22 protein-coding genes are annotated in these 23,391 nt (G+C 69.1%); 11 read left to right on the top strand and 11 right to left on the bottom strand.

Going from position 1 to position 23,391, the window contains the following annotated elements; genetic code table 11:
* Window positions 1-49: 49 nt before the first annotated feature.
* The 6 genes from ACK4SE_RS03395 (at window position 50) to phoB (ending at window position 6,581) form a co-directional block, all read left to right on the top strand.
* A complete protein-coding gene (locus tag ACK4SE_RS03395) occupies window positions 50-1,426 on the top strand; it encodes a sensor histidine kinase (RefSeq protein ID WP_409688796.1) in 1,377 nt (458 codons plus the stop codon).
* A 132-nt stretch (window positions 1,427-1,558) separates the two neighbouring features.
* Window positions 1,559-2,989 carry a phosphate ABC transporter permease subunit PstC gene (pstC, locus tag ACK4SE_RS03390; protein ID WP_409688794.1) on the top strand — a complete coding sequence of 477 codons (1,431 nt, stop codon included), beginning with the start codon at window positions 1,559-1,561 and terminating at the stop codon, window positions 2,987-2,989.
* Complete coding sequence (gene pstA / locus ACK4SE_RS03385; protein WP_409688792.1) at window positions 2,982-4,280, top strand: phosphate ABC transporter permease PstA; 1,299 nt, start codon at window positions 2,982-2,984, stop codon at window positions 4,278-4,280. Before pstC ends, pstA begins: the two co-directional genes overlap by 8 nt.
* 5 nt (window positions 4,281-4,285) lie before the next feature.
* The gene (gene pstB, locus ACK4SE_RS03380; protein WP_409688790.1) at window positions 4,286-5,149 is read left to right on the top strand and encodes a phosphate ABC transporter ATP-binding protein PstB; all 864 of its coding nucleotides are present in this window, start codon (window positions 4,286-4,288) and stop codon (window positions 5,147-5,149) included.
* Window positions 5,150-5,166: 17 nt separating this feature from the next.
* The gene (phoU, locus tag ACK4SE_RS03375; protein ID WP_409689148.1) at window positions 5,167-5,892 is read left to right on the top strand and encodes a phosphate signaling complex protein PhoU; all 726 of its coding nucleotides are present in this window, start codon (window positions 5,167-5,169) and stop codon (window positions 5,890-5,892) included.
* Entirely contained in the window at window positions 5,889-6,581 is a 693-nt protein-coding gene (gene phoB / locus ACK4SE_RS03370) for a phosphate regulon transcriptional regulator PhoB (RefSeq protein ID WP_409688788.1), read from the top strand. The genes phoU and phoB overlap by 4 nt, the downstream gene beginning before the upstream one ends.
* 193 nt (window positions 6,582-6,774) lie before the next feature.
* Here phoB and ACK4SE_RS03365 read toward each other — a convergent pair whose 3' ends face one another.
* From ACK4SE_RS03365 to thiE, 5 genes are all read right to left on the bottom strand, one after another.
* Window positions 6,775-7,557, bottom strand: coding sequence for a hypothetical protein (locus ACK4SE_RS03365; protein WP_409688786.1), 783 nt, complete (start codon window positions 7,555-7,557; stop codon window positions 6,775-6,777).
* Between the two features lie 159 nt (window positions 7,558-7,716).
* Window positions 7,717-8,751: a cytochrome d ubiquinol oxidase subunit II gene (gene cydB / locus ACK4SE_RS03360; RefSeq protein WP_409688784.1), complete on the bottom strand. Its 1,035-nt coding sequence runs from the start codon at window positions 8,749-8,751 to the stop codon at window positions 7,717-7,719.
* Complete coding sequence (locus tag ACK4SE_RS03355; RefSeq protein ID WP_409688783.1) at window positions 8,748-10,181, bottom strand: cytochrome ubiquinol oxidase subunit I; 1,434 nt, start codon at window positions 10,179-10,181, stop codon at window positions 8,748-8,750. Before ACK4SE_RS03355 ends, cydB begins: the two co-directional genes overlap by 4 nt.
* Window positions 10,182-10,277: 96 nt before the next feature.
* Window positions 10,278-11,963 carry an ATP-binding protein gene (locus ACK4SE_RS03350; RefSeq protein WP_409688782.1) on the bottom strand — a complete coding sequence of 562 codons (1,686 nt, stop codon included), beginning with the start codon at window positions 11,961-11,963 and terminating at the stop codon, window positions 10,278-10,280.
* A gap of 80 nt (window positions 11,964-12,043) precedes the next feature.
* Complete coding sequence (gene thiE / locus ACK4SE_RS03345; protein ID WP_409688781.1) at window positions 12,044-12,676, bottom strand: thiamine phosphate synthase; 633 nt, start codon at window positions 12,674-12,676, stop codon at window positions 12,044-12,046.
* Between the two features lie 254 nt (window positions 12,677-12,930).
* On the opposite strand from thiE, the gene ACK4SE_RS03340 reads away from it, so the two are divergent.
* The 3 genes from ACK4SE_RS03340 (at window position 12,931) to ACK4SE_RS03330 (ending at window position 14,649) form a co-directional block, all read left to right on the top strand.
* Window positions 12,931-13,116 (top strand): bacterioferritin-associated ferredoxin, encoded by a 186-nt coding sequence (locus tag ACK4SE_RS03340; protein ID WP_409688779.1) that lies wholly within the window; start codon window positions 12,931-12,933, stop codon window positions 13,114-13,116.
* 340 nt (window positions 13,117-13,456) lie between these two features.
* Window positions 13,457-13,957, top strand: coding sequence for a bacterioferritin (bfr, locus tag ACK4SE_RS03335; RefSeq protein ID WP_409688777.1), 501 nt, complete (start codon window positions 13,457-13,459; stop codon window positions 13,955-13,957).
* A gap of 155 nt (window positions 13,958-14,112) precedes the next feature.
* A complete protein-coding gene (locus ACK4SE_RS03330) occupies window positions 14,113-14,649 on the top strand; it encodes a TspO protein (RefSeq protein ID WP_409688774.1) in 537 nt (178 codons plus the stop codon).
* Here ACK4SE_RS03330 and ACK4SE_RS03325 read toward each other — a convergent pair whose 3' ends face one another.
* Complete coding sequence (locus ACK4SE_RS03325; RefSeq protein WP_409688772.1) at window positions 14,650-15,105, bottom strand: YkgJ family cysteine cluster protein; 456 nt, start codon at window positions 15,103-15,105, stop codon at window positions 14,650-14,652.
* A gap of 96 nt (window positions 15,106-15,201) precedes the next feature.
* Between ACK4SE_RS03325 and ACK4SE_RS03320 the strand changes: the two genes are divergently transcribed.
* Window positions 15,202-15,324, top strand: coding sequence for a hypothetical protein (locus tag ACK4SE_RS03320; RefSeq protein WP_409688769.1), 123 nt, complete (start codon window positions 15,202-15,204; stop codon window positions 15,322-15,324).
* A gap of 845 nt (window positions 15,325-16,169) precedes the next feature.
* On the opposite strand, the gene ACK4SE_RS03315 is transcribed toward ACK4SE_RS03320, so the two are convergent.
* The 3 genes from ACK4SE_RS03315 to ACK4SE_RS03305 form a co-directional block, all read right to left on the bottom strand.
* A complete protein-coding gene (locus ACK4SE_RS03315; protein WP_409688767.1) occupies window positions 16,170-17,204 on the bottom strand; it encodes an alpha/beta hydrolase in 1,035 nt (344 codons plus the stop codon).
* Window positions 17,205-17,248: 44 nt separating this feature from the next.
* Entirely contained in the window at window positions 17,249-18,430 is a 1,182-nt protein-coding gene (locus ACK4SE_RS03310) for a thiolase family protein (protein WP_409688765.1), read from the bottom strand.
* Window positions 18,431-18,503: 73 nt separating this feature from the next.
* Window positions 18,504-19,343 carry an acyl-CoA thioesterase gene (locus ACK4SE_RS03305; protein WP_409688763.1) on the bottom strand — a complete coding sequence of 280 codons (840 nt, stop codon included), beginning with the start codon at window positions 19,341-19,343 and terminating at the stop codon, window positions 18,504-18,506.
* A gap of 184 nt (window positions 19,344-19,527) precedes the next feature.
* On the opposite strand from ACK4SE_RS03305, the gene ACK4SE_RS03300 reads away from it, so the two are divergent.
* Window positions 19,528-20,019, top strand: coding sequence for a winged helix-turn-helix transcriptional regulator (locus ACK4SE_RS03300; RefSeq protein WP_409688761.1), 492 nt, complete (start codon window positions 19,528-19,530; stop codon window positions 20,017-20,019).
* Between the two features lie 6 nt (window positions 20,020-20,025).
* Here the strand turns inward: ACK4SE_RS03300 and ACK4SE_RS03295 are convergent, their stop codons facing one another.
* Window positions 20,026-21,366, bottom strand: a complete 1,341-nt coding sequence (locus ACK4SE_RS03295; RefSeq protein WP_409688758.1) for an HlyD family type I secretion periplasmic adaptor subunit — start codon at window positions 21,364-21,366, stop codon at window positions 20,026-20,028.
* On the bottom strand, window positions 21,363-23,138 hold the full coding sequence (locus tag ACK4SE_RS03290) for a type I secretion system permease/ATPase (protein ID WP_409688755.1): 1,776 nt from the start codon (window positions 23,136-23,138) through the stop codon (window positions 21,363-21,365). Before ACK4SE_RS03290 ends, ACK4SE_RS03295 begins: the two co-directional genes overlap by 4 nt.
* Between the last annotated feature and the right edge of the window lie 253 nt (window positions 23,139-23,391).

The following is a 23,391-nucleotide window of genomic DNA, read 5'->3' as shown; positions in this document are numbered from 1 at the left end:
GCCACACTGGCGGCAGGGCGATCACATCCGTTCGCCTGCTGGAACGCCCATGACCGAAACAACGTCCAACGCCTTTCTCGACGCGAACACCCTGAGACGCTGGGCGCCGGGTCTGGTGGCCATGGGGGTCATGGGACTGACTGCCGCCGCGCATCCGTCCGCAGCGCCGGCCCTCCTTACGGGCGCGACGGTGACCCTTCTGGCGTTGCTGATCGTGCGGGAGCGTCCCGTCAGGGCGGTGAACGTCCAGGAGCCCGAGGCGGAACCTGACGGCCGCGACGAGGCCCTGGCCGCCGCGGCGATGGAGGCGCTGCCCGATCCCCTGCTGGTGATTGCGGGCGACGACGCCTACGACGTGGGCGACCGCACCATCGTGCGCGCCAACGCCGCCGCCGCCGCGCTGTTGCGCCTCCCGTCCGGGGTTCTGGACCACCCCCTGCACGCGTCCATTCGCGATCCGAATCTGCTGGAGGCGGTGGACGAGGCGCTGTTCGGCGGGCGCACCCAGGTGATCGACTACCAGCCGGGCGGAACCCAGGACCGGCACTGGAGCGGCTGGGTGGCGCCCCTGCCCGGTCGCGGTGCGGGGGAGGGACATCTGGCCATTCTGCGCCTGCGTGATGAGACCGACTCCAAGCGGGCCGAACTGATGCGGGTGGACTTCCTGGCCAACGCCAGCCACGAGCTGCGCACGCCGCTGGCCTCCCTCTCCGGCTTCATCGAGACCCTGCGGGGCCATGCGCGGGACGACGCCGTGGCGCGGGAGAAGTTTCTCACCATCATGGCGGTGCAGGCCGAACGCATGACGCGACTGGTGGCCGATCTGCTGTCGCTCAGTCGGATCGAGCTCAACGAGCACATTCCGCCGTCCGGAAAAGTGGATCTGGCCGGGGCGGTGTCCGATGTGGTGGACGCCACCGGACCCCTCGCCGCGAGGCGGGGCATCAAGCTGAATGTGACGCGCGAGGGCGACAGCTCCGCCAGCGTGACCGGCGACCGGGACCAGCTTATCCAGGTGATCCAGAACCTGACGGACAACGCCATCAAATATTCGCCGGACGACACCGAGGTGGACATCACCCTGTCCGTGGACGTCAGCGCCGATGAGGCGAGCCGGGCCCGCATGATCGACGCCTCCGGCCTGCCGCTGCTGACGCCGGACCGGGATCCGGGCGCGCGCTATGTGCTGATCACGGTGCGCGATCACGGCCCGGGGCTGGCGCGCGAGACCATGCCGCGCCTGACCGAGCGGTTCTACCGGGTCGAAGGCCAGAAGAGCGGCGAGCGCATGGGCACGGGGCTGGGGCTGGCCATCGTCAAGCACATCGTCAATCGCCACCGGGGCGGCATGACGGTGGAAAGCGTGCTGGGCCAGGGGGCGGCGTTCGGCGTCTATCTGCCGCTGCGTCGTCCTCCCGTCGTGTGACAATCCGTCAGCGCCCGGACGATGTTATAAAACTGTCGCTGAACCGTCGTAATGCGGCGTCGGGTCGTCGGCATACGGACCCGGCGAGGCGATCTGTTTGTCGATTCGCCCTCTCGTGCGTCTGGACGGTGAATGTTTTTTCTCTCTCTCCTGGTGCTCGCCGTGTTTTCGACGGCGGTGTTCGTTTTCGCCCGGCGCGCAGCGCGTCGGCGTGCGGCGGGCGTGCGCGCCCATAGCGGCGCCAGCTATCACGGCGCCCTGGCCCTGATCTGGGCGGCGGTCCCGGCCCTGCTGATCCTGATTATGGCCTCGGTATTCGACGCCCGTGTCGAGCGGACGGTGCTGGCCGCCTCCGCACCCGAGGCGGTGCAGTCGCTGGACGCGCCCCGCCGGAATGTCTTCATCGAGGACGCCCGCATTGTCGGCGCCGGCGGCATGCCGCGCCAGATCTGGACCGGCGATCTGGCGACCGCGCTTCAGGAAGAGGCTGCCCGGGCCGCGCGCGTTGACGCCGCCCTCGCCTGGAGCGGCATGATCGCGGTTGTTCTGGCCGCCCTGATCGGCGCGGGCCTGGCGTGGCGGCGACTGACGCCGGATACGCGCGCCCGCAACCGGGTTGAGGCCTTCGTGGCCGTCGCCCTGTTCACCTGTTCGGCCGTGGCCATCCTCACCACCATCGGCATCGTCGCCTCGCTTCTGTTCGAGAGCCTGCGGTTCTTCCAGATGGTGCCCATCACCGAGTTCCTGTTCGGCACCCAGTGGTCGCCGCAGATCGCCATCCGCGCCGATCAGGTCGGGTCGACCGGCGCGTTCGGGGCGGTGCCGCTGTTTGCGGGCACCTTCCTGATCATGATCATCGCCATGATCGTGGCCGGTCCGATCGGCCTGTTCTCGGCCATTTATCTGGCGGAGTACGCCGGGCCGAAGCGCCGCGCGGTGATCAAGCCGGTGCTCGAGATTCTCGCCGGGGTGCCGACGGTGGTGTACGGGTTCTTCGCCGCCCTCACCGTGGGGCCGTCGTTCCGGGCTTTCTTCAACGGGATCGGCGCCCAGCTGGTCGGCGGTCCGCTGGACGGCGTGGGCCAGCACCTGCTGCTGGTGCAGAACCAGATGGCGCTGGTGGCCGGGGCGGTCATGGGGATCATGCTGATCCCGTTCGTCTCGTCCCTGTCGGACGACATCATCAACGCGGTGCCCCAGTCGCTGCGCGACGGCTCCTACGCCATGGGCGCGACCCGGTCCGAAACCATCAAGCGGGTGGTGCTACCCGCCGCCCTGCCGGGCATCGCCGGCGCCTTCCTGCTGGCGGTGTCGCGGGCCATCGGCGAGACCATGATCGTGACCATGGCCGCCGGCCTGGCCGCGCGCACCACCCTGAACCCGCTCGATACCGTGACCACGGTCACGGTCCAGATCGTCACCCTTCTGACCGGCGACCAGGAGTTCGACAGCGCCAAGACCCTGGCCGCGTTCGGTCTCGGCCTGACCCTGTTCGTGGTGACCCTGATCCTGAACTTCGCGGCCCAGCGCATCGTCCAGACCTACCGGGAACAATATGACTGACGCGACCCTGACCCGCGCCGGCGCCTCCGGTCGCAGCACCGCCCAGCTGAGGAAGAGCCTCAAGCGCCGTCATGCGCGCGAACGGCGGTTCAAGCTCTACGGCGTGCTGGCCATTGCCATCGCCATCGGCTTCCTGGCCCTGCTGCTGGGCCGGATCATCGAGCAGGGCCACACCGCGTTCTGGACCCACACCGTGCAGACCGAGGTCTATCTGGACCCCGCGCGCATTGACCCGGCCTACCCCGAAGGGACCAATTTCGACCAGCTGGTGGCCGAACAGCAACTGGTGCGCCTGGGAATGCAGGATGATGTGGCCATGACCGCCTCGCGCGACATGCGTCAGCTGATGTCCGCGGGCGTCGCCTTCGAGATGCAGCGTGTGGTGCGCGAGAACCCCGACCGCATCGGCGAACGGATCACGGTCACCCTGCCCATCGGGGCGGACGCGGACCTCTATTACAAGGGCGAGCTGGACGGAGAGGGCGAGGAGCAGTTCCGCCGCCTCAACGACCGCCAGATCTTCTGGCTGGACCAGATGCGCGAGCAGGGCCGGATCCAGGGCCAGTTCAACACCGGCCTGTTCACCCGGTCGGACTCCACCCAGCCGGAGCTGGCCGGCGTTCTGGGCGCGGTGGTGGGCTCGGCCCTGATGCTGCTGGTGACCGCGTCGCTGGCCCTGCCCATCGGGGTGGGCGCCGCCATCTATCTGGAGGAGTTCGCACCCAAGGGCCGCATCACCGACATCATCGAGGTGAACATCAACAATCTGGCGGCGGTGCCCTCCATCGTCTACGGCCTGCTGGGTCTGGCGGTGTTCATCAACTGGATGCATCTGCCGCGATCCTCGCCGCTGGTGGGCGGTCTGGTGCTGGCCCTGATGGCCCTGCCCACGGTGATCATCGCCACCCGCAGCGCGCTCAAGGCCGTGCCGCCCTCGATCCGCGAAGCCGCCCTGGCCATGGGCGCCTCCAGGACCCAGGCCGTGTTCCACCATGTCCTGCCCCTGGCCATGCCGGGCGTCATGACCGGCGCCATCATCGCCATGGCGCACGCCCTCGGCGAGACCGCCCCGCTGCTGCTGATCGGCATGGTCAGTTTCGTGCCGGGCGTGCCCGAGGCCATCACCTCGCCTTCCAGCGCCCTGCCGGTGCTGGTCTTCATCTGGGAGAATGCGTCCGAGCGCGCGTTCCATGAGCGCACCGCTGCGGCCATCATGGTTCTCCTGGTCTTCATGATCATCATGAACGCCGCCGCCATCTATCTGCGGCGCCGTTTCGAACGTCGGTGGTAGTCCCCATGCGCTTCAATCTTTTCCGACAGCTGGACGGCGCCGAAAGCGGCGGCAGCGCGGCGGATTCGCCGCTGCTGACCCCGCCCCACGCCGCGCACCCGGATCCCACCGGCGTCATCAAGATCAAGGCCCGCGACGTCTCGGTCTTCTACGGCGACAAGCAGGCTCTTTACGACGTCAGCCTGGATATTCCCGACAAGGCCGTGACCGCCTTCATCGGCCCGTCCGGCTGCGGCAAGTCCAGCTTCCTGCGCTGCCTGAACCGGATGAACGACACCATCTCCATCGCGCGGGTGAAGGGCTCCATCCGCATGGACGGCGAGGACATCTACGACAAGGGTCTGGACCCGGTGCTGCTGCGCGCGCGCGTCGGCATGGTGTTCCAGAAGCCGAACCCCTTCCCCAAGTCGATCTTCGAGAACGTGGCCTATGGCCCGCGCATCCACGGCCTGACCGAAGGCAAGGCCGAGCTGGCCGACCGGGTCGAGGAATCCCTGAAGCGCGCGGGACTGTGGGCCGAGGTGGCCGACCGTCTCGACGCCCCGGCCACCGGCCTGTCGGGCGGCCAGCAGCAGCGTCTGGTCATCGCCCGCGCCATCGCGGTCCAGCCCGAGGTGATCCTGATGGACGAGCCCTGCTCGGCCCTGGACCCCATCGCCACCGCCAAGGTGGAGGAGCTGATCGATGAGCTGCGCGAGCAGTTCTGCATCGTCATCGTCACCCACTCCATGGCCCAGGCCGCGCGGGTCAGCCAGCGCACCGCCTTCTTCCACATGGGCGAGCTGGTGGAGTTCGGCGACACCGAAACCATCTTCCAGAACCCGCGTGACAAGCGCACCCTCGACTACATCACCGGCCGCTTCGGCTGAGGACCATCACCATGGCCATGAATGAACACACCGTCCGCGCCTATGGAGAGGAGCTGAACGCCCTCACCGCCGAGGTCGCCCGCATGGGCGGTCTCGCCGAGGCCCAGATCATCGACGCCGTGGCCTCGGTGGTGCGTCGCGACGTGGCCCTGGCCCGTCAGGTCGTCGAGCGCGACGCGAAGCTGGACGCCATGCATATCGAGATCGACAAGAAGGCGATCCGCCTGATCGCCCTGCGTCAGCCGGTGGCCACCGATCTGCGCAAGACCCTGGCGGCCATGAAGCTGGCCATGGATCTGGAACGCACCGGCGACCTGGCCAAGAACATCGCCAAGCGCGGCCTCAGCCTGGCCGAGACCGAGCCGATGGCCCCGCTGACCCGCTCCATCGAGCGCATGGGCCGGCTGGTGAACCAGCGCCTGAAGCAGGTTCTGGACGCCTACACCTCGGGTGATGTGGATCGCGCCGTCGCCGTGTGGAGCACCGACGACGAGGTGGACGAGCACTACAACGCCCTGTTCCGCGAACTTCTGACCTACATGATGGGCGACGCGCGCACGATCACGGCCTGCACCCACCTGCTGTTCATGGCCAAGAACCTTGAGCGCATCGGCGACCACGCCACCAACATCGCCGAGACCATCCACTATCAGATTACCGGCGACGAACTGACGGGCGAGCGCCCGCGCGCCACCGCCGTGCCCACCCCCAGTGAAATCGGCTCGCCGGAGCAGAGCGTATGACGCCCCATATTCTGGTTTTCGAGGACGAGGACGCCCTGGCGACCCTGCTCCAGTACAATCTGGAAAAGGAAGGCTACAAGGTCAGCGTCGCCTCCGACGGCGAGGAAGGCCTGATGCAGGCCGAGGAGGAGACACCCGATCTCGTCCTGCTGGACTGGATGCTGCCCAAGGTGTCGGGCATCGAGGTCTGCCGCCGCCTGCGCGGCCGCGCCGAGACCCGCAATGTGCCGATCATCATGCTGACCGCGCGCGGCGAGGAATCCGACCGGGTCCGCGGTCTGGACACGGGCGCTGACGACTATCTGACCAAGCCGGTCTCCATGGTGGAGCTGAACGCCCGCATCCGCGCGGTGCTGCGCCGCATCCGTCCGGGCCTCGCCGACGACCGGGTCAGCCACGGCGACATCATCATCGACCGCGTCGCCCACCGGGTGAAGCGCGACGGCAAGGAGGTCCACCTGGGCCCCACCGAGTTCCGTCTGCTGGACTATCTGATGCAGCACCCCGGCCGGGTGTTCAGCCGCGAACAGCTGCTCGACGCGGTGTGGGGCTCCGACGTCTATGTTGAGGTCCGCACGGTGGACGTCCACGTGGGCCGCCTGCGCAAGGCCCTGACCGTTTCCGAAGGCCTGCGCGACCCCGTCCGCACGGTGCGCTCGGCGGGCTATGCGCTGGATCTCGAGGGTTAGCCTGCATCCCTCTCCCGGCGGGAGAGGGCCGGCTCCGCGCGGCGGGATGCGAAGCAGATCGCCCCTTGCGCGGAGGGAGAGGGGTTACGGTGCGAACGGGGCCGGCTCCGAACCGCCTCATCCCCCGCGCCAGTACCTTCGCGCCTTGCGCTCCGGTGCGCGGGTCCCCCTTCTCCCCACGGGAGAAGGAAAGCTACCTCGGGTCCACCGTCTGGGCGATGCGCTCGGCCAGGGCGCGGTCCTCGCCGGTGACGCCGTGCAGCCAGACGTGGATCTGGCGGCCGTCGCTTTCGCGCACGAACAGGTGCTCCACCGCGCGGTTGGCGCCGCCCTCGTTGACCACCACCGAGATCCGGCCGGCCGTCTCGGTCTGTCGGCCGTCGTAGATGGGGAACAGCGAGCAGCAGCCCACATAGACGCCCACGAACGCCGTATCGCCGCGCGACACCTGATAGACATCGAAGTCGGGACCCGAGGGCCGTTCCACCAGATCGAACGCCTCGGGCACGTCCACCCGGAAGGCCAGGTCCGCCTGCGAGTTCAGGATCTCCAGCACCGGCGGCGGGGGCGGTTCCGTCGCAGGTTCGGGGGCGGCGTCGGGTTGGGGCATGGGCTGGATTTCGGCGTCCAGGACCGCCTCGGGTTCCGGCTCTGGCTCCGATTCCGGCGGGGCGGGCTCCGGTTCGGGCATGGGCACGGGCTCAGGCTCAGGCTCGGGCTCGGGCGTCGGCTGGGCCGTCTGCCCCGGCAGGCGGTTCAGGCGCGAGGTGATGTCCTCGGCCGGAGGGGCGGCGGCTTCGGGTGTGGCCCCGGCCTCCGGCGCGACCGTGGGCTGCGGCTCAGGCTCTGGCGTCGGCGCGGCCGCCTGGCCCGGCAGACGGTTCAGGCGCGCGGTGAAGTCCCCGGCGTCCTGCGCCGCCACGGGGGCGGCGAGGGCGGTCAGGGCGGCGGCGATCAGCGTCTTGCGGAACATCATGGGGCGACTGTCGCGCCTCATCCCATGAACGGCAAGGCCCGAAGCGTGTAGGCGACCGCCGCCACCAGGACGAGCCCGGCGATCGACAGCAGGGCGAACCACATCAGCCGCTTCCACAGGGGCGGCAACGGATCGTCGGGGCCGGGCGGGGGAACGGGTCTAATGATAGCCGGTCTCCGCTGTCATCTTGCCGCGGAACACCCAGTAGACCCAGGCGGTGTAGCCGAGGATGGTCGGCAGGATGAAGGCCGTGCCCCACAGCATGAGCGCCAGCGCATTGTCCGGCGCCGCGCCCTGGCGGAAGTTGACCGCATAGGGCACCACATAGGGGGCGAAGCTGATCGCCAGCCCCAGATAGCCGGACAGGAACACCGTCAGGGCGCCCACGAAAGGCCAGCCGTGTGATCCCTTGCGCGAGCCGAGGAAGATCATCGCCAGACCCGCGACGCCGACCAGCGGGATGAGCACGCGCGGGGCGAACATGGCCCAGTCGATCCCGCCCATGAGGCCGTCGGGCCAGCCCCAGCGCAGGCCGATCACCGGATGGGCCACCAGGGTCGCCAGGCTGACCGCGGCCAGCAGGGCGGCGGTGACCAGGGCGGCGATGCCGGTCCATTTGCGGGCGTCGCCGTGCAGGTCGTCGGTGGTCTTGAGCATCAGCCAGGTCGCGCCCAGCAGGGCGTAGCCCGCGACAAGCCCGCAGGCCACCAGCAGGGTGTAGGGGGTGAACCAGTCGAACGGCCCGCCCGCGAACCGGTCATCCACCACCCGCACGCCCTGGATGAAGCCGCCCAGGATCAGCCCCTGGGCAAAGGCCGCGAGGACCGAGCCGAAGGCGAACATCTGGGTCCAGAACCGCCGCCCCCGGTTGCGCGCCCGGAACCGAAACTCGAACGCCACGCCCCGCAGGATCAGGCCCGCCAGCATCATCAGGACGGGCAGATACAGCGCCGGCATGAGGATCGAATAGGCGAGGGGGAAGGCGGCCAGCAGTCCGCCGCCCCCCAGCACCAGCCAGGTTTCGTTGCCGTCCCAGACGGGGGCGACGGTGTTCATCATCACATCCCTGTCCTGTGGCGAGCGCGCGAAGGGGAACAGGATGCCGAGCCCCAGATCAAACCCGTCCAGCACCACATACAGCAGCACGGCGACGGCGATCAGTCCGGCCCAGATCAGGGCGAGGTCGAGGGTCATGACGGATCTCCCGGAACATCGCCGTCCACATCCTCGGGCGCCTTGGCCAGGGCCGAGCCGGGGGCGCGGCGCTCCTCGGCGGCGCGGGCGGTGATCACGGCCTTGGGTCCTTCCACGATCAGCCGCAGGATGAACAGGGCCCCTGCGGTGAAGACGATGGAATAGACGGTGATGTAGACCAGCAGGGAGGTGAGCACCTCTCCGGTGGTGACCGGCGAGACGGCGTCGGCGGTGCGCAGGACGCCGTACACGACCCACGGCTGACGCCCGATCTCGGTGACCATCCAGCCGGCCAGAACGGCGATGAAGCCGGACGGGCCCATGACCACGGCGAAGCGCAGGAACCAGGGGCTGTCGAACAGCTTTTTGCGCCACAGCAGGAAGGCGCCCCACAGGCCCAGACCGATCATCAGCATGCCCAGACCCACCATGATGCGGAAGGCCCAGAACACCATGAACACCGGCGGCTGGTCCTCGGGGGCCAGCTGGTCCAGACCCTGGATCACCTCGTCGCGCGGAAGGTTCTGGACCATGTTGCCGACGCCGGGGATCGACACCTCGAAGTGGTTGGACTGGGTCGAGCGGTCGGGGATGGCGAACAGGTGCAGCGGCTGGTCGGCGCGGGTCTCCCAGTAGCCCTCGATGGCGGCCAGCTTGGACGGTTGATAGTGGTGCGCCACTTCGCCGGACCAGTGCCCGGCCAGCAGTTGCAGCGGCGCAGTGATGGCGACCATGCCCACGGCCATGGCCAGCGCCACGCGGCTGGCGGTCCAGCCCTTTGGCTCATCGGCCGTGTTGCGCAGCTTCAGCACCTGGAAGGCCGAGGCCGCGCCCACCGCCAGCGCCGTGGTCAGGAAGGCCGCCAGCAGCATGTGCACCAGCCGCGAGGGGAAGCTGGGGTTGAACACCACCTCCCAGAAATTGGTGGCCTGGAACACGCCGTTGGCGAGGATCTCGTAGCCCTGCGGCGTCTGCATCCAGCTGTTGGCCGACAGGATCCAGAACGCCGAGACGCTGGTGCCGATGGCCACCAGCACGGTGGCGAGGAAGTGCAGCCTGGGCCCCACCTTCTTCCAGCCGAACAGCATGACGCCGAGGAACGAGGCCTCAAGGAAGAAGGCCGTCAGCACCTCATAGGCCAGCAAGGGCCCGATCACCCCGCCCGTCAGGCGGATGAACTCGGACCAGTTGGTGCCGAACTGGTAGCTCAGCACCACGCCGGACACGACGCCCATGCCGAAGCTGAGGGCGAAGATTTTCACCCAGAACAGATACAGGGTCTGGAACACGTCCCGTTTGGTCCACAGCCACAGGCCCTCCAGCACAGCCAGAAAAGCCGCCAGGCCGATGGTGAAGGCGGGAAACAGGATGTGGAACGCCACCGTGAAGGCGAACTGCATCCGCGACAGCAAGAGTGCGTCGAAATCCATGAGCAGCCCCTGAATAGCCCTGTCCGTGACAAGGTGGTGCGCCCATAGGCCGTCGAAGTCCAGCACCGCCCTGTCGCGCGGCGGTGGGTCGCAGCGTCAGGCCGCCGGCAATTCGATCCAGAAGACGGCGCCTTCGCCCGGGGCGCTGATGACGCCGATCTGGCCGCCCTGCAGTTCGGTCAGGCGCTTGGCGAGGGTCAGGCCGATACCGTGGCCCTCGATGGCCGAGCGCTCAAGACCGAGCCTGTTGAAGGGCTCGAACAGCTGGGCCTGCTTGTCGGCCGAAAGACCCGGTCCCTTGTCCACCACCTCGACCCGGACGTTGCGGCCCGCGCGGCGGGTGCGCAGGATCACCACGCCGCCTGACGCGCCGTACTTGACGGCATTGGTGACCAGATTGCCGACCACCTGGCTGAGCCGGACGGAGTCCGCCACGGCCACCAGGTCGTCGTTGTCCCGCTCGGCCGTGAGGGTCAGACCCTCGGCGTCCTTCTGCAGGGCGACGGTGCGGCGCACATCCTCCACCACCGCCGCCACGTCCACCGGACGCAGATCCATCTGCACGGCGCCGGACTCCGCGCGCGCCACGTCCAGGAGGTCGTGGGTCAGGGTCTCGATCTGGCGCGCGGTCTTGACCAGCATGCCGGCCATTTCCCCCTGGGTCGGGGTCACCGGACCCAACTGGCCCGAAGACCACAGATCGCCGATGCCGATGATCCCGCCGATGGGGCTCTTGATCTCATGGGCCACATTGGCCAGCAATCGGGACTTGCCCGCGCTGGCCTGTTCCGCGCCCTGCTTGTCGGCCGCGGCGCGGGCGGCGAACAGGTCGCGCTCCTCCAGCATGGCGGCCACCAGCAGCATGGGCAGCCCCGTGGCGGCGGTGAACAGCTGGGCCATCATCACTCGCTCGGCCGGCGCGGCCTCTGCCATCAGGGTCATGGGCCCATAGCCCTGCAAGGTCGCGCCGACGGCGATCACCGAGGTGATCAGGATGGCGGCGGTGACCCCCACGATCCTCAGCCGCACCGCGATCACCAGCAGCACGGGCACGATGATGAAGGGGATCGGCGCCACGGCCTGGGTGAACAGCACCGCCACCAGGGCGGCGAGCCCGCCCAGCAGCAGCACCGCCTCCGCCACGTGCCAGGGCCGGGCCAGCCGCGCGAAATGGCGCTTGGTCACCGCCAGGCCGAAGGGGCCGACAACGGCGATGCCGAGGGCGTGGCCGAACCACCATGTCTGCACCGTGCTCAGGAAATCCTGGCCGTTCATCAGATACAACATGCCCGAGGCGAACAGAGCCGCCGGCAGGGGCGGGATCACCGCCGCCAGGATCAGGAATTTCGCGGCCCCCGGCACGGTGGCGATATTGAGATCCGGCAGGAACCGCCGGATCAGCACCACGGCCAGAACCACCTCGATCATGTTGGCGATGGTGAACATGAAGGCGAGGTCGGGCGGATTGCCAGCCAGCAGATTGCCGCCCGCGAAGCCGGCCGCGATCAGACCGATGTAGGCGGACTCATAGGCCTTGCCCTTGCCCGCCCGCAGCCAGGCCGTCACCGCGACGCCCCCGGCGCCCCACAGGGCCGCCACCAGTCCCGCCGAGCGGCTGGTGGACACCGCCAGAACCACCAGCACCGCAAGGATCACGGCCAGGAACACCGGCGCGTGGGGCTGGCTCATGAGGTCGTGGCCACGCCGCCACGAGCCCGCGCGCGCCTCGGCTGCAACGACGGCGGGGTGGTCCAGGTCGGCGAGCGCGCGGCTCAGGATCATGACGACGGCTTCTGTAGGCTGGGATGCTGAACGCCCAGTCAACCACGGCTTTGCTAAATATACCTTGCGATAGCCCGGGTTCAGCCCGTCAGGGCGTTGAAGCGCCGCACCGCCTCGGCCGGGCCGTCGGGGTGGCGCCACACCCCGGCGCTCACCGCCAGGAAGTCCGCGCCGGCGTCGATCAGGGGCTTGGCGTTGTCCACGGTGATCCCGCCGATGGCCACGCAGGGAATGGCCATGGTCTCCTGCCAGATGGTCAGGATGTCCGGCTCGGGCCGGGCGGTCGTTTCCTTGGTATCGGTGGGAAAGAAGGCGCCGAAGGCCACATAGTCCGCCCCCGCTTCCGCCGCTTCCATGGCCGCGTGGCGGCTGTCCCTGCAGGTGGCGCCGATCATGGCGTCGGGGCCCATGATGCGCCGCGCGGCGTCCACGCCCGGGTCCTCGTCCCCCACGTGGACCCCGTCGCAGCCCAGCTCGGCGGCCAGGTCGGGGCGGTCGTTCAGGATCACCGCCACGCCATGGGCCTGGGCGATGGGCAGGAGTCGCCGCACCGCCGCGCGCACCTGATCGTCATCGGCGGGCTTCAGCCGGATCTGCAGCGCCGCCACGTCCCCGGCGCCCAGCGCGGCCTCGAGCTCGGCGGCGAAGGCGTTCAGGTCGGGCAGGGCCGGCGGGGTGATCAGATACAGGCGGCAGCGGACGGTCTGGGTCATGCCCGGGGGGTGCGCCGACTTGCCTCAGCGGTCAAGCATCGCGAGCCTGATCGGCTTGAGTGGAATCGCTTCGCGATTCCGCTGATGCCGTGAATCAGGCTCCAGATAAAAGCGAGAGCATGATTCACGCTTCTGTCGGAACCGCACAGCGGTTCCGTCCGAAACGATCATGCTCTGCGCATGCGAACGATTTGCATCCGCCTGGACTCCTGCTATGGAGAGTCGTTCTCAACGTATCGGGTCGAGCGACCACCGTGTACATCTGCAACTGCAATGGCATTCGCGAACGGGACGTGGCCCGCGCCATCGAGGCGGGCGCCCGGCGTCCGCGCGACGTGTTCACCCACAACGGCTGTCAGGCCCAGTGCGCCAAATGCGTGTGCGAGATGCGCGAGATGATCCAGGAATCCCGCCAGGCCTTCGCCCTCGCCGCCGAGTAACCTGGAGCATGATCGTTTTGGACGGACCGCTTCGCGGTCCGGCTCAAGCGTGAATCATGCTCTCGCTTTATCTGGAGCATGATCGTTTTGGACGGACCGCTTCGCGGTCCGGCTGAAGCGTGAATCATGCTCTCGCTTTATCTGGAGCCTGATTCACGGCATCAGCGGAATCGCGAAGCGATTCCACTTCAGCCGATCAGGCTCCAGGCGAGATTTACTCGCAATTACAATAAGCTGATAAGTATTCGCAGGTGAACAATCGCCTGCGAAGCGTGCTATGCCATGCACCAAGGGCGCGGCCGTCGTGTGAGCCGGTCCCGGAACGAAAAGGCTTGAGACCATGAAGGGCGATCCCGCGATCATCCGGACGCTGAACGGCGTCCTCACCAACGAACTGACCGCGGTGAACCAGTATTTCCTGCATGCGCGCATGTTCGAGAGCTGGGGTCTCAGCCATCTGGGCAAGGTCATCTACGAAGAATCCATCGGCGAGATGAAACACGCCGACAAGCTGATCAAGCGCATCCTGTTCCTGGACGGCCTGCCCAACCTGCAGGACCTGCACAAGCTCAAGATCGGCGAGACCGCGCCGGAATGCATGGGCGCCGACCTGCAGCTCGAACTGGACGGCCGCCGCGACCAGATCGAGGCCATCAAGCAGTGCGAGGTCGCGGCCGACTTCATCAGCCGCCAGATCCTGACCGAGATCCTGTCGGACACCGAGGAGCACATCGACTTCCTCGAGAACCAGCTGAACCTGATCAAGCTGCTGGGCGAGCAGAACTGGCTGCAGAGCGCCATGAAGGACATCGAGCCCGACGGCGCCGCCACCGGCAACTGATCCTCCCCCATTGGGGGTGGAGGAAGGATCGGCGGAGCCGATCCGACGACGGGACCATGCGAAGCATGGTGGAGGGGGCTGGGGTCCACCGCCCGGAACCCCATCCGGCCTGACCTGTTCCGTTCCCTGTAGACTTCAACAGGGAGACCACCGCCATGCCTCGCCCCCGCCCCGTCGACCGGTTCCTGAACAGCAAGGGCCGCAGCGGACGGCATGTGGCGACGGGTCTGGCGGTGACAGTGGGTGTCGGTCTGGTGGCCTCGGCCCTGGTGGCCCTCACCGCCGACCCCCGCGAGACCGCGCCCGGGCATGACGGCCGCCCCGTCGTCCAGAAGCCGCGCAACGGTTACAGCGTCCTCCTGCCCGCCCTGATGTCGGCCGCGACCTTGGCCGGGCTGCGCGTCTGGAACGCGCCCCCGGGGCCGGACCGCAACAGCGCGCTTCGTCTGTGGGGCGTGTCCCAGGCGGTCAGCGCCTTCTGGATGGCCTCGCGCCCCCGCAGCATGGCGGGCCAGATGGTCGCCGCCATGATGAGCGCCGGCATGGCCGCCGCCTTCGCCCATCAGGCCAGCAAGATCGATTCCCGCGCCGGCTTCATGGCCTCGCCCATGGGCTCCGCCGTCCGCTGGGGCAACATGATCGGCGACAGGCTGCACGGGCGGAGTCGGCCCGAAAGCGCGACGGTGCACTGATCAGGCGGTGGCGCGCGTGACCGGACGCTCTCCGCCGTCAGGCAGCAGCCGAACGCCCCGGTCGCCCACGAACACCAGCACCTCCAGCCCCTGCGCCGCCCCGGCCCGCGCCCAGTGGCGCAGGGTGGTCTGATAGGGCTCGCGCCGCCACGCCTGCGGGTCTGCGCCGTCCGCCTCGACGATCAGGCGCTGTCCGCCGTTCTCCGAGTGCAGCACGAACCCCGCCCGGTCCGGGCGCCAGTCCTCGCCCAGATTCGGCGCCAGCAGCCAGGTGCAGTTGAACGCCCCGCAGGCGTTGGGTCGCCGTTCATAGATCGAACAGCCGCGCCCCTTGCGGAAATGGCCGCACCATTTGCGCGGCGGCTTGGCGATGGCCTCCACCCCCATGATCTTGCAGCACAGGCCGCAGTCGCCGCAGGCGCGGGGCGGGGCAGGGGCGTCGGAGGGCGCGATCATGGCGCGACGCTACAGGGTCGCGGGGTCCGCGTCAGGAGGCTTGCCAGACTCACTATTGCGATGCATTCTCAATATCGCAGTCAAGGAGTCCGGCCCATGATCGTGCTCGCCACCGGCGCCCACAGCCTCGCGCGCCTGATGCAGGCGGATCGCCCGCGCCCCGCGCCGCGGACTGACGCGCCGCCCCCGAAGCCGCCCCGCACGACAGGCCGCGCGTGACCTTCCTTCTCCCCTTGAGGGAGAAGGTGTCATGCGCAGCATGACGGATGAGGGGTGAATCCCGGTGTCAGGTGGTTTCACTCTGCACGGCGGCCATTCCTCCTGTCCCCCGGAGCATTTGACAAGGACTGGCCGGAACGATTGGCGCTTCACCCCTTATCCGACCCGCTTCGCGGGCCACCTCCTCCCTCAACGGGAGAAGGAAAATGCGGGACGAATCCCGCCCAGATCCCCGCATTTTTCGGCGCCAATGCATTGGCGCACAAGGCTTCCGTAAAAATCTTCGCCCACTTTTCCGACCGCGTTCCCCACCCCGGTATGCTTGTCCCATCCCGTCGCACGGGAAGGGCGCTCGGCCGGCGACCTTGCGGCGATGGGCTGTGATCGAGCGGGACTGAGCGGCGGGGCGGATTACTCGCCGGGTCCGGGACATGGAGCGCTGTCCATGCCCGCCCGTTCAGGGCCTAAACACCGGCTAGCGCCTAAGACGCGTGCCCACCGGGGGCTCTGGAAGAACGGTTACGCGGGGCGTCAGCCTTCGTCGAAACGGTATTTGTCTATCCCTACACCGGGCGATGGCCCGGCGCCCCGCTCCCTTCCCGCTAACCCGCAACGACGGGCGCTTCAGCCTGTCCGGCATACAGGAACAGAGCCATGGCCCGACCGCGACCGCCCCGTCCCGCGCCCCTCGATCCTCTGAATCAACGGATCGCTGAGGCTGAGGCCCAGATGAACATCCTCCAGAGGCGCGAGCGTCTGGAACGTTTGCATGAGTACATCGACGACTGGTGGGCCCGGCGGCAGTTTTCGCCCCCGCCACGCCCGCGCTCTGACGATGAGCCGCTCTAGCTGACCGGGCCCCCGCCCAGCCACCCGCGCCGCGCGGCCCAGGTGAGGGCCAGTTCCGGCCAGACGGCGGCGGGACGGCCCTCGATCAGGCGGATGCCGAAGCCGTGGCCGCCCTCCTCGAACAGGTGGGTCTCCACCGGCACGTCGGCCGCGCGCAGGGCCGTGGTCAGCATCATCGCGTTCTCGGGCGGCACGGACTCGTCGTCCATGGCGTGGACGATGAAGGTGGGCGGGGTGTCGCGGCGGGGCATGGTCTCCAGCGACCAGTCGCGGATCTGATCCGGGCTCGGGTTTTCACCCAGCAGATGGCTGCGGGATCCGGCGTGCGCATGCGGGTCGGTCAGGGTCACCACCGGATACAGCAGGATGGACAGGTCGGGCCGGGCCGACACCGCATCCGCCGCGTCCACGGCCTCATAGATCGTGTCCCCGTGCCGGGCCGCCAGGGCGCCGCCCAGGTGGCCGCCGGCCGAGGCGCCCAGCGCTCCGATGCGGTCCGGGTCGACGCCGTAGTCCGCCGCGTTGGCGCGGATCAGGCGCATGGCCCGCTGGGCGTCCTGCAGCGGCGCGTTCGGCCCCGCCGCCCAGTTGTCGCCCGGCAACCGGTAGCGCAGCACGAAACAGGTCACCCCCGCCGCCGCGAATACGCGGGCGCAGTCGTAGCCTTCCTTGTCCACCACCGCCCGGCGATAGCCGCCGCCAGGGATCAGCAGCAGGGCCGCGCCGTTGGGCCGCTCCGGCCGGAACACGGTCATGATCGGGTCGGTGGTGTAGACCGCGAAACGGTCGTGAAAGGCGGGGTCCTCGGACCGCTCGTTCACCTCGGCGACCACGGTGACATTCTCGCCCCCCGGCGCCCCGTCGGGCCACAGCCGCACCGTCTCGGTCGGATCGGCGGGGGCCTGCTCCGGCGTCACGGCGGCGGCGCGCACCGCCTCGCTCCAGGGCGCCTGGGTCATTGCGGCATGGGCGGGCGCGGCCGCGAGGCCCAGCCCGGCGGCGGTGATGAGGGTGCGGCGGTCAAGGGTCATGCCCTCACCATAGCCCCTATGACACCGGTGGCCAGACCCTGATGTCAGGCCATCTCCACGGCCATGGCCACGGCCTCGCCGCCGCCGATGCACAGGGACGCCATGCCCTTGCCGCCGCCGCGCGCCTGCAGCGCCGACAGCAGGGTGGACAGGACCCGGGCGCCCGACGCGCCGATGGGATGGCCCAGGGCGCAGGCGCCGCCGTTAACGTTCAGCCGGGCGTGGTCGATGTCCAGTTCGCGCATGGCGATCATGGCCACCACGGCGAAGGCCTCGTTGACCTCCCACAGGTCCACGTCCGACGCGCTCCAGCCGGCCCGCTCCAGCGCTTTGTTCATGGCCGGGACCGGGGCGGTGGTGAACAGGCCCGGCTCATGGGCGTGGGCGGCGTGGGCGGCGATCCGGGCCACGATGGGCAGGTTCAGCGCCCGCGCCACGCTCTCGCGGGTCATCACCAGCGCCGCCGCGCCGTCCGAGATCGAGCTGGCGTTAGCCGCCGTGATGGTGCCGTCCTTCGCAAAGGCGGGCTTCAGGGTCGGGATCTTGTCGGGCCGCGCCTTGCCGGGCTGTTCGTCCACCGAGACCGTCTCGGTCCCCTTGCGGCTGGTCACCTCCACCGGGGTGATCTCGGCCTCGAAGGCGCCCGAGGCGATGGCGGCGTTCGCCCGGCTCAGGCTCTCGATGGCGTAGGCGTCCTGGTCCTCGCGGGTGAACTGGTACTGCTGCGCCGCCTCCTCGGCGAAGGCGCCCATCAGCTTGCCGGGGGTGTAGGCGTCCTCCAGCCCGTCCAGATACATGGTGTCGGAGATTACATCGTGGCCGATGCGCGCCCCGCCCCGGTGCTTGGCCATGACATAGGGGGCGCCGGTCATGGACTCCATGCCGCCCGCCACGATGATCCCGGCGCTGCCGGCCTTAAGCGCATCGTGGGCCATCATGGCCGCCTGCAGGCCCGAGCCGCACATCTTGTTGACCGTGGTCGCCTCCACATGGCGGCCCAGCCCCGCGCCGATGGCCGCCTGACGCGCCGGGGCCTGGCCCAGACCGGCGGGCAGAACGCAGCCCATCAGAATCTGCTCGACGCGCGCGGCCTCGACCCCGGCGCGCTCCACCGCCGCCTTGACCGCGGTCGCGCCCAGTTCGGTGGCCTTCACGCCCGTGAACACGCCCTGGAAGCCCCCCATGGGGGTGCGGGCGAACGAGCAGATGACGACGGGATCGGACATGGCGGGTTCCTGGGCGTGTTTGTTGCGGCTCATATATTCACGCGGCGGCTTCCGCGAAAGGCGGGCGCATGGTTCACAGCAGCTTGCGCCGCTGTCGCGACAGGGCCAGCGGCGTCCCTTCCGCGCCCCAGCATGTGGCGTCGTCCACGGTCCAGCCCAGACCCAGATCCAGCATGCGGAACTCGAAAAAGGCCCAGCCGTCCGGCGCCGTTTCGGGGGACGGCGTGGCCAGGATGTCGTAGCGCAGGTCCACCGTGGTCATCATCGGCGGCGCCTTCATGGCGGTCCACGACGGCGGATACAGGGCGTCCAGCAGGTAGCACAGCCGCAGCTCGTCCATCGGCGCGCCGTCATTGGTGCGCATCCACACCCGCTCCACCACGGGGCGGCCCTCGTTGCCGCCGAGAATGTTCGGGCCGCCATCGAAGCGGAACTCCACGTGCTGGCTGAAGCGGGGCCGCATGGGCCCCTTCAGCGTCGCGGCCGGATCGAGATTGGCCAGCGGCGGCGGCGGCGCACGGAGGGGCGTCAGCGCCACCGCGTCGGCGGCGTCCTGTCCCCAGGTGGCCGTGGCGTGATGGGTCAGCCGCTCGCCCTGTCCGGCCTCCAGCGCCGAAAAGGCCACGTTGCGCCCGCCGCGCAGCAGACGGGGCCGGAAGGTCAGGGACTGCCCGAACTTCGCCGCCGCCAGATACTGCACGCTCAGGGTCCGCAGCGGCCCGGTGATCTCCAGCCCCTGCCGCATGGCGCCGGCGCACAGGGCCGCAAGGAGGCCGCCGAAGGGGAATCCGGCCTCCGGCGGCGCGGCGACGGGGCCGTTGGAGAACTCGCCGGACAGCTCGGCGGTCAGGGCCTCGCCCCCGGGCGTCAGGGTCAGGGCGCGGAGGAGAGGGTGGTCAGCAGAATCGGTCATGGGAGACGGCTTATCAGAAAGACGGGCGGAGACCGGCGGAAGGGCCTCCGCCCGCAAGTCGAGGGACGCAGGAACGCCGCGGCGCCCAGGCGCTGCGTCGTCCGTTGCCAAAGGAGACTGACTCAATGGGTGTTGAATCGCAACCCACTTGTCAAAAGCCTGCCGCAACGTCACCTTGTGACCTATGGGACGCACAGCCGACTACTCCCGCCAGAGTTGCTCCATCGCCGCCACCCTCGAGGTGATCGGCGATCCGTGGACGCTGCTGGTGATCCGAGACGCCTTTCAGGGCGTGACCCGCTTCGAGCAGTGGCAGGAGCGTCTCGGCGTGGCCCGCAACGTGCTGGCCGCGCGTCTCAAGACCCTCGTGGCCCACGGGGTGCTGGAGCCGCACCTGTATTCCGAGCGCCCGCCGCGCAATGAGTACATCCTGACCGCGCGCGGCAAGGATCTGTATTCGGTGCTGGTCACCCTGCACGCCTGGGGCGCGAAGCATCTGTATGGCGACAGCGATTCCGGCGTCGACATGGTCCACAAGACCTGCGGCCATTCGCTGGAGCCGCGCATCGCCTGCGGCTGCTGCGGCGAGGTGGTGCGGCCGCGCGACCTGTCGCTCGTGCTCAGCGCGGACCGCCCCACGGTCGGCGACGTGCTGGCCCCCAAGGACGCGGCCTGACGCCCGCTACTGCTGGCTGCCTGAGCGCCACAGATTGCGGGTCAGCGGCTCCACCAGATAGGACAACGCCGTCCGCCGCCTCAGCAGGATGACCACCTCCACGGGCATGCCCGGCCGGATGCCCCGGGCCGCCGCCCCGAGCGCTTCAAGCTCTTCCGGCGGCACCACCACCTCGACCCGGAAATGGCTCTGGCCGGTCTGCTCGTTCGCGAAGCTGTCGGCCGACACGCGGGTGACCTCGCCGCGCACGATGGGCGGAATTTCCTCGCGCAAGCCGGGGAAACGGATCTCGGTCTGCAGCCCCACCCGCACATTGTCGATGTCGGCGGGATCGACCTGGGCCACCAGCACCTGCGAGGCGTCGTCCGGGACGATCTCCATCAACACCTGACCCGGCTGCACCACCCCGCCGGCGGTGAACACGCTCAGCCCCACCACCTGTCCGCTGGCCGGGCTCCGCACCTGGGTCCGGCCGATCTGGGCCTGCAACTCGGACAGGCGGGGCTGAAGCTCGTTCAGCTCCACCTCCACCTGACGCAACTGGTCGGCCACGTCCTCGTCCAGACGGGTGGTCACGCCCAGCATCTGCAGACGCGTTTCGCCGATCTGCTCGCGGGCCGCCGCGATCTGGGCGATCAGCGAACCTTCCTCGCCCTCCAGCGAGGCGGCGGTGCGCTCCAGCGCCCGAACCCGGTTGACCGGCGCATAGCCCTGGTCCGCCAGCGAGCGCATACCGGTCAGCTCTTCCTGGATCAGGCGCTGCTGCTCGCGGTTGGAGTCCAGCTGCCGCTCATGCCCGCCCATCCGGTCCTCGAGCTGGCTGATGCGCTGACGCAGCACGCCGCTCTCGGTCGAGCGCCCCGCGCCACGCGCCGCGAACTGACGGCGTTGCAGGGTCAGGGCCTCTTCGGCCAGGGCCAGATCCTCGCCGGACAGACCCGCATAGGCCTCCGGCCTCGGCACCCCCGACAGCCGGTCGCGCTCGGCGATCATGCGCGCCCTCTGGGCCAGCAGCGCATACACCTGCCCCGCCACGCCGCGCTCCACGGCGCGCAGATTCCCGGCGCTGATCTCCACCAGAACCTGACCCCGTTCGACCCGGTCAGCCTCGGCCACGTGCAGGACGCTGACGACCCCGCCGTCCGGATGCTGCACCGCCTGCCGGTTGCCGGAGACCATCACCTGGCCTGACGCATAGGCGCCGGCGTCGAGCGGCGCGAACGCAGCCCACCCCAGGAACAGCCCGAAGAACAGCACGATGATCGCGCCGCCCAGCCAGAGCTCGAACCGGGGCGAGGGGCTCAGGTCAGGCGTGTTTCCAGATACGGACGGGCTGGTCGACGTCATCGGGCTGTCGCTTCCTGCGCCGCGTTCCGGGGTCCGCTTCTGAGCTGCATTAGCACCTCCTCGCGAGGGCCCTGCGCCTGGACGCCGCCGTCCTTGAGCACGAGCAGGCGATCGACCCGGGACAGGACCCCGGCCCTGTGCGCGACGATGACCACCGCCGCACCGCGCTTCGCCGCAGCCAGCAGCGCCGTCATCAGGGCGGCTTCGCCTTCCTGATCCAGATTCGAGTTCGGCTCGTCCAGCACCAGCAGCACCGGGTCGCCATAGAGCGCCCGGGCGAGCGCCACGCGCTGGGCCTGTCCGGCGGATAGCCCGGCGCCGAACGCGCCCAGCTCGGTGTCATAGCCCCGGGACAGCCGCAGGATCATGTCGTGGGCCCCGGCGGCCTGGGAGGCCTTGATTACGGCGGCGTCGATCTCGTCGGAAGGCGCGCCCGTGGCTGCCGCGAAGCGGGAAATGTTGTCTCGCACGGTTCCGGCGAACAGGCTGGGCGTCTGCGGCAGATAGCCGATGTGACGGGCCAAGGCGTCGCTGTCCCATGCGGCGTATTCCGCGCCGTCCAGACGCACTGCGCCGGCAGACGGAATCAACGCCCCTGCCATGACCCGCGCCAGGGTGGTCTTGCCCGATCCGCTGGGACCGATCACCCCCAGGGTCTGGCCGGGCTCCAGCGCCACCACCGCCCCCTTCAGTTGCGGCGGGCCGGTCTCGTCCAGGCGCACCGTGACGCTTTCGACGCTCAACCGTCCCTTCGGGGCGGGCAGGGCGGTGCGGGCGCGGTCGGCCTCGGCGGTGCGCTCGAACAGATCGATCAGCCGCCGCCATCCGGCGTGGGCCTTGACCAGCCCGGGCCAGGCCCCGACCAGCTGCTCGATGGGCGCCACGGCGCGGCTGAGAAGCACCGACGAGGCGATGATGGCGCCGGGCGTCATCTGCCCCCGGATGACCAGAAAGCCGGCGAGACCCAGGGCTGCGGACTGCAGCGTCAGGCGCACGAACTTGATGGCGCCGGAGTAGCGCCCGCCCGCCAGATTGGCGTCCGCTTGCTGTTGCACCGCCCGGCGCCGCTCGTGGGTCTGCCGGGCGATGCTGTTGGCGCGCATGCCCAGCGCCCGCACGACCTCGGCCTGGGCGGCGATGCTTTCCTGCGCGGCATAGGCGCTGTTGGCGGCGTCCATCGCCTGGCCGATCCTGGGCCGCGTGTCCCGTTCGTTGAGCCAGGCCAGGAGGAACAGCACCAGACCGCCGAACAGGGTCAGCATGCCGATGGACCAGTGGAGCATGAAGCAGCACAGCAGGAAGATGGGCGTCCACGGGGCGTCCAGAACCGCCAGGGTCCCCTGACCGCTCAGGGCTGTGCGCACATGGTCGAACTCGCGCAGCACATGGGCGTTCGGGGCCTGGCCGCGCAGATCCACCGCGCGCGCCAGAATGCGGCTGGTCAGCGCCTGATCGAGCTTCAGGCCAGCTCTCAGCAGGATGCGGATTCTCAGCCAGTCCAGCGCCGCCAGAGCGGCGAGGGCGAACAGGGCCGCGACGCTGATCAGAACCAGGGTGGCCAGCCCGCCGGTCGGCACCACCCGGTCATAGACCTGAAGCATGTACAGGGTCGGCGTCAGATACAGCAGGTTCACAAGAGCGCTGAACACCGCCGCCCCGATCAGGTGCGTCCGACAGGCGAGCACAGCCTGTCTCAGGGGCTCCGCCCCGGGCGATGTGGGAAGCAGGTTGAACACGTCGGCTAGTCGTCCCGGGCCTTCATTGCTGGTCACTGCGCCATCCCTGCGGGACCACGCCCGTCCTGCGCGCCGATGGCCGACGACCCTATGGCAATCGTCGCGCCGCAACAATCCGGAGATGCAGTCCCGCGCGTCCCGCCGATCCTTGCGCGTCCCGCCAGTTCATCGAAGCATCCAGCCGGGGCTCTCGGAATAACAAGCTCAAGCGTGGGCGAAACCTGAGTTTCGTGCGTTCCATGCCGGGAGGTCGTGACGGGGCATATGAACTGGTATGCACCACCAACGC

Source organism: Brevundimonas sp., assembly GCF_046293315.1.
Classification (GTDB): Bacteria; Pseudomonadota; Alphaproteobacteria; order Caulobacterales; family Caulobacteraceae; genus Brevundimonas.
This window is presented reverse-complemented; position numbering and strand designations above follow the sequence as displayed.